The sequence below is a fragment of the Streptomyces sp. SID5785 genome (assembly GCF_009870065.1).
Classification (GTDB): Bacteria; Actinomycetota; Actinomycetes; order Streptomycetales; family Streptomycetaceae; genus Streptomyces.
The window spans coordinates 1-3,492 of record NZ_WWIA01000817.1 but is presented as its reverse complement, the minus strand read 5'-3'; the positions used below and the strand labels follow the sequence as shown (position 1 = coordinate 3,492).

Below are 3,492 nucleotides of genomic sequence, written 5' to 3'. Positions count from 1 at the left end.
GGGGCGCGGGGAACTGCGCGACCAGCCCCCACGCACCCGCACCCGGCGACGCACCCACACCCGCCCGATACATTGGCTGCGTGCTCAATCGCCTCAGCCGCCCCACCGCCCTCGCCCTCTGCGCCCTCCCCTTCGTCGCCCTGGTCGCGACCGCCGCCTTCGCGCCGCTGCCGTTCGCGGTGGCGCAGCCGGGGCCGACGACGAACGTGCTCGGGACGTCGGACGGCAAGCCCGTCATCGAGGTCAGCGGCGCGCCCGTCCGGGACACGGGCGGCGAGCTGCGGGCCGTGACGATCCTGGCGACGGGCCCCGACGCCACGCTGCACCTGGGCGGGCTGCTCGACGCCTGGTGGCGCGACGACCGCGCGGTGATGCCCAAGGACTCCGTCTACCCGGAGGGCGACTCGACCCGCGAGATCGAGCAGCACAACCAGCAGGAGATGAAGGGGTCCCAGGACGCCGCCACCGAGGCCGCCCTCGGCTACCTCGGCAAGGACTCCGGCAAGGTGAAGGTCGCCCTCCAGCTCGGCGACGTCGGCGGGCCCAGCGCCGGACTGCTGTTCTCGCTCGGCATCGTCGACATGCTGGACGGCGACGGCGCGGGCGGCGACCTGACGGGCGGCCGCTCGATCGCCGGCACGGGCACGATCGACGACGACGGCAGGGTGGGCGCGGTCGGCGGTGTCTCGCTCAAGGTGCAGGCCGCGCACCGCGACGGCGCCACGGTCTTCCTCGTGCCGAAGGCGGAGTGCGGGGACGCGAAGGCGTCGGCGCCCGCCTCGATGCGGCTGATCCCGGTGACCACGCTCAAGGGCGCGGTGGACGGCCTCACCGCGCTGCGCAAGGGCTCCGGCTCCGTCCCGACGTGCTGACCGGGGCCGGGCCGCCCCTCACTCCTTGACGAAGCCCTCCTCGACCAGCCAGTCCTTCGCCACGTCGTGCGGGTCCTGGCCGTCGACGTCGACCTTGGCGTTGAGTTCCTGGGCGACCGTGTTGTCGAGCTTCTTCGTGATCGGCTCGATGACCTCGGCCATCTTCGGGTACTTCTTCAGCGCCTTGGTGTTGATCGACGGGGCCGCGTTGTAGTTCGGGAAGAACTTCTTGTCGTCGTCCATCACCGTCAGGTTCATCGCCTTGATGCGGCCGTCCGTCGTGAAGACCTCGCCGAAGGTGCAGGAGCCCTTGGCCGCCTGCGTGTAGATGATGCCGGTGTCCATCTGCGTGATGTTCCCGGCGGGCAGCTTCATCCCGTACTTCTTCTGCATGCCGGGCAGTCCGTCGGCCCGGTTGGCGAACTCGCTCTCCACGCACAGCGTGACGGCCTTCGGGTCCTTCTTGGCGAGCGCGGCGACGTCGGAGAGCGTCCTGGTGCCGTACTTCTTGAAGTTGGCCCGGTTCATCGCGAGGGCGTACGTGTTGTTGAGCGAGGCCTTGGGCAGCCAGGTGACGCCGTTCTTCCGGTCGGCGTCGCGGACCGCGGTCCACTGCTGCTGCGGGTCCGGGATCGGGTCGGAGTGGCCCAGGTACGTGATCCAGGCGGTGCCCGTGTACTCGTACATGGCGTCGGCGTCGCCGTTCTTGATGGCCTCGCGGGCGCCGATGGAGCCCTGGATGCCGGTGCGGTCGAGGACGTCGGCGCCGGCCGCCTTGAAGGCGATGCCCATGATCGCGCCGAGCACGAGCTGCTCGGTGAACTCCTTGGACGTGACCGTGATCTTGGCGCCCGCGAGCGGCTCGCCCCTGCCGACGGTGCCGGGCCGGACGTCGTCGACGAGCGGGCTGCCACTGGTGAGCCCGCAGCCGGCCAGCAGACTCAGGCCGCAGACGGCGGCCGCGGCGACCCGTACGCGGTACCTCATGAGCGCACCTCCAGGCCGCGCGGCCGCAGCACGAGCTCGGCCAGGGACGCCAGCCAGTCCACGAGCAGCGCGAGCGCGATCGTCAGGATCGAGCCGAGCATCAGGACCGGCATGCGCTGATTGGTGATGCCGGTGGTGATCAGGACGCCGAGCCCGCCGCCGCCGCCGAACGTGGCGAGGGTGGCCGTGCCGACGTTGAGGACGAGTGCGGTGCGCACGCCCGCGAGGATCAGCGGGACGGCCAGCGGCAGTTCGACCCGGGTGAGGACGCCGAGCGGCGACATGCCGATGCCGCGGGCCGCCTCGAGGAGCGTCGGGTCGTTGGCCTTCAGGCCCGCGATCGTGTTGGAGAGCACCGGCAGGATCGCGTAGATGATGATGCCGATCAGGGCCGAGCGCTCGCCGATGCCGAGCCAGATGACGAGCAGGGCGAGCAGGCCGATCGCCGGGGTGGCCTGCCCCATGTTGGCGATGGCCAGGGCGACCGGGGTGGCCTTGCGGAACATCTTGCGGGTCAGCAGGATCCCCAGCGGGATCGCGATGATCAGCACGAAGAACGTGGAGATCACGGTCAGCGTGATGTGCTGGCGCAGCGCCTTCCAGACCTGCCCGTTGGACAGCGCGTTCTCGGAGATCGCGTCGAGGTCGGCGTTGCGGAACCACAGCCAGGTGATCACCAGGACCACGATCAGGACGACCGGCAGGAACGTCAGCTTCTGCCAGGTGATGCGGCGGTCCGGCCGTGCCGGGGGCGGCTGGGCCTCCTGCTCGCCCTCGCCGTCGTCGCGGAACGCGAGCCCCTTGACCTCGTGCTCGCCCTCCGGGCGCCGGGGCACCTGCTGGTCGGGGCTGCGCGGGGTCCGCGGGCTGCGCGGTGTGTGGGGACTGCTCACGCCTTCGCCTCCCCCTCCGCGCCCAGTGCGCCCTCCTGCTCCAGGTGGGTCTGCTGGGCGCGGTGCTCCTCCAGCTCGTGCTGGTGCTCGACGGCCTCGAGCCGGTCGGCCTCCAGGAGCTCGTGCACGGAGTTCATGAGCGTCTCCATGTCGACGACGCCCTCGTACTCGCCGCGCCGGCCGGTCACCGCGACACGGCCCGCGTTGTCGGTGAGGACCGCCTCCAGCGCGTCGCGCAGCGTCGCGTCCCACGTGACGGTGTCGTGCACGAGGGTGCCGGCGCGGGCCAGGGAGCCCTTGGCGCGCATCAGGTCGCCGCGGCGCAGCCACTTGTAGGGGCGGCCCCGCCGGTCGAGCAGGAGCAGCTCGTTCGTCCCGGCCGCGCGGAGCTTGTTGAAGATCTCCTGGAGCGGGTCGTCGACGTTCACCGTGGGGTAGTCGGTGACCTCGACGTCGCGGACGCGGGTGAGGTTGAGGCGCTTGAGTGCGGCGCCGGCCCCGACGAACCCGGAGACGAAGTCGTCGGCCGGGTTGGTGAGGATCGCCTCGGGGGTGTCGAACTGGGCGATGTGCGACTTCTCGCGCAGCACCGCGATCCGGTCGCCGAGCTTGATGGCCTCGTCGAAGTCGTGCGTGACGAAGACGATCGTCTTGTGCAGCTCGTGCTGGAGCCGGATCAGCTCGTCCTGGAGGTGGTCGCGGGTGATCGGGTCGACGGCGCCGAACGGCTCGTCCATGAG

General features: G+C 71.0%; 4 protein-coding genes. 1 reads left to right on the top strand and 3 read right to left on the bottom strand.

Annotated elements, in window-relative coordinates:
* Positions 1 to 80 precede the first annotated feature (80 nt).
* Positions 81 to 872 (top strand): S16 family serine protease, encoded by a 792-nt coding sequence (locus GTW43_RS26650; protein WP_161304517.1) that lies wholly within the window; start codon positions 81 to 83, stop codon positions 870 to 872.
* Positions 873 to 890: 18 nt separating this feature from the next.
* On the opposite strand, the gene GTW43_RS26645 is transcribed toward GTW43_RS26650, so the two are convergent.
* From GTW43_RS26645 to GTW43_RS26635, 3 genes are all read right to left on the bottom strand, one after another.
* Positions 891 to 1,859: a glycine betaine ABC transporter substrate-binding protein gene (locus GTW43_RS26645; protein WP_161304516.1), complete on the bottom strand. Its 969-nt coding sequence runs from the start codon at positions 1,857 to 1,859 to the stop codon at positions 891 to 893.
* A complete protein-coding gene (locus tag GTW43_RS26640) occupies positions 1,856 to 2,695 on the bottom strand; it encodes an ABC transporter permease (RefSeq protein ID WP_161304518.1) in 840 nt (279 codons plus the stop codon). The genes GTW43_RS26645 and GTW43_RS26640 overlap by 4 nt, the downstream gene beginning before the upstream one ends.
* 53 nt (positions 2,696 to 2,748) lie before the next feature.
* The coding region (locus tag GTW43_RS26635) for a CBS domain-containing protein (RefSeq protein ID WP_161304515.1) at positions 2,749 to 3,492 on the bottom strand (744 nt) is incomplete at its 5' end.